At 72.6% G+C, this 1,805-nt stretch carries 3 protein-coding genes; all 3 read left to right on the top strand.

Annotation, left to right across the window (positions count from 1 at the left end; all coding sequences use genetic code 11):
- The first annotated feature begins 150 nt into the window (after window positions 1-150).
- From LBW97_RS19660 to LBW97_RS19650, 3 genes are read left to right on the top strand one after another with little or no spacing between them, the layout of a single operon-like run.
- Window positions 151-810 carry a signal peptidase I gene (locus LBW97_RS19660; RefSeq protein WP_224501065.1) on the top strand — a complete coding sequence of 220 codons (660 nt, stop codon included), beginning with the start codon at window positions 151-153 and terminating at the stop codon, window positions 808-810.
- Window positions 807-1,226 (top strand): hypothetical protein, encoded by a 420-nt coding sequence (locus LBW97_RS19655; RefSeq protein WP_224501064.1) that lies wholly within the window; start codon window positions 807-809, stop codon window positions 1,224-1,226. Before LBW97_RS19660 ends, LBW97_RS19655 begins: the two co-directional genes overlap by 4 nt.
- Window positions 1,220-1,651 (top strand): Hpt domain-containing protein, encoded by a 432-nt coding sequence (locus LBW97_RS19650; protein ID WP_224501063.1) that lies wholly within the window; start codon window positions 1,220-1,222, stop codon window positions 1,649-1,651. The genes LBW97_RS19655 and LBW97_RS19650 overlap by 7 nt, the downstream gene beginning before the upstream one ends.
- The last annotated feature ends 154 nt before the right edge of the window (window positions 1,652-1,805 follow it).

Below are 1,805 nucleotides of genomic sequence, written 5' to 3'. Positions count from 1 at the left end.
CGACTTCGTCGCCTACACCGTCTCGCTGCCCACCACCGCCGACAACACCTTCCAGGGCAAGTCCGCTGCGCTGAGCCTGGTCTTCACGGGCACGCAGAAGACCGGCACCGCGCGCTGATCGCGGCCCGACGAGCTATCGGAGACCACGCCATGACCACCGTCCTCCCCGTCCGTCGCCCGGGGGCAGCCAGCGCGCTGTCCCCGGCCGAGGACAAGCGCTCCACGGCCGGCGCCCGCGCCGCCCGGGCCCGCCAGATCGCGGGCCGCACGGCCCCGTGGCTGGTCCGCGGAGTCATGGGGGCCGCCGTCCTGGTGTTCGCTCTGCTCGCCGTCGGACCGCACGTGCTCGGCTACCGCACCATGACCATGCTGACCGCCAGCATGGCCCCCGAGATCGAGCCGGGTGACATCACCGTCGCCACCCCGATCGACCTGACGGACGTCACCGAGGGCATGGTCATCACGTACCACATGCCCGTCGACGACGGCAGCCTCGTGACCCACCGCGTCGTCTCGGTGGAGCACGCTCCCGACGGCAGCGTCCTGGTGCAGACCAAGGGCGACGCCAACGCGGAGATCGACCCCTGGACGGCGCGACTGCAGGGCGACACCGCCTACGAGGTCCGCGCGGTCGTCCCGGAGCTCGGCCACCTGGTCACGGCCCTCCGGACCCCGGTCCTCAACCAGGTCCTGCTCTACGGCGCCCCCGTGCTGCTGGCCGGCTGGCTGCTCATGACGATCTGGCGCCCCGCCCGGGCCACCACCCCCGCCGTCGACACCGACGACGAGACGAAGGAGGACCAGGCATGACCGCCATCCGCCGCGCACTCTCGGTGCTCGCCCTGGGCGTCGTCGCCGTTCTCCTCAGCACCCTCCCGGCCTCTGCCACCTTCTCCGAGATGGTGAAGCTGCCCACCCCGACCACGCTGACGACCACCACGGTCGCCGCGCCCACCAACGTGCGCGTGCAGATCACCTGTCCCACCCTGTACTCGATGGAGGCGCGGGTCACCTGGACCGCCAGCTCCTCGGCCCGGGTGTCGGGCTACGTCGTCAATGCCACGGTCGCGGGCCAGACCCTCGCCGCCAGCACCGGTCCGACGCAGACCACGGTCACCTACTCCACCGGCCGCAGCCCCGGCCTCCAGGTGTCGGTCACCGTCAACGTGCTCACCGACTACGGCTGGAGCAAGGTCTCCGCTCCCGTGGTGGTGACGACGTGCTGACCCTGGTCCACTCCGTCGCCACCGTCGAGGACCCGGCCGACGAGCGCTCCGCGCCGCGCCCCGCCGTCGTCGTCCCCGGCACCCTCCTGGACTTCCTGCGCGGCCGGACCACGGGGCCGGCCGCGCACGAAGACCTGGACGACGAGGACCTGGACGACGAGGACCTGGGCGCCGGCCTCATGGACCGCCTGCAGGAGATCTACCGCAGCGCCCTGCCCGGCCGCCTCTCCGCCATCACCACCAGCACCTCCGCCGGCAACACCACGGCTGTCGCCTCCGCCGCCACCACCCTCGCCGGCACCAGCGGCCAGCTGGGCCACCCCGAGGTCGCCTCCATCTGCCGGGCCATCGCCGCCGACGCCCGCCGCGGCGTGCTCGCCCACACGCGCGTCCAGGAACTCCAGGCCCTCGCCAGCACGGTCTGACGTCGCGGCCCCGACCGCGCGAACCCGGTCTGGCACAGAGCCGGATTCCTTGCGGGTTTCTTGCGGATCGCTGGCGGGTGGCCTGCGGTTGGCCCTCCAGAGTCTGTGTTGTCGCCGGAAGCCCGGTGGCACCCCACGGACACAGGAGACACGG

It is taken from the genome of Blastococcus sp. LR1 (genome assembly GCF_020166105.1).
Classification (GTDB): Bacteria; Actinomycetota; Actinomycetes; order Mycobacteriales; family Geodermatophilaceae; genus Blastococcus.
Note: the sequence above shows the minus strand (reverse complement) of the source record. Positions and strands in the feature narration are given on the sequence as shown.

Excerpts from the sequence above, each read along its gene's own strand:
- LBW97_RS19660 (WP_224501065.1), top strand. The coding sequence starts at position 151 with ATGACCACCGTCCTCCCCGTCCGTCGCCCGGGGGCAGCCAGCGCGCTG.
- LBW97_RS19655 (WP_224501064.1), top strand. The coding sequence starts at position 807 with ATGACCGCCATCCGCCGCGCACTCTCGGTGCTCGCCCTGGGCGTCGTC.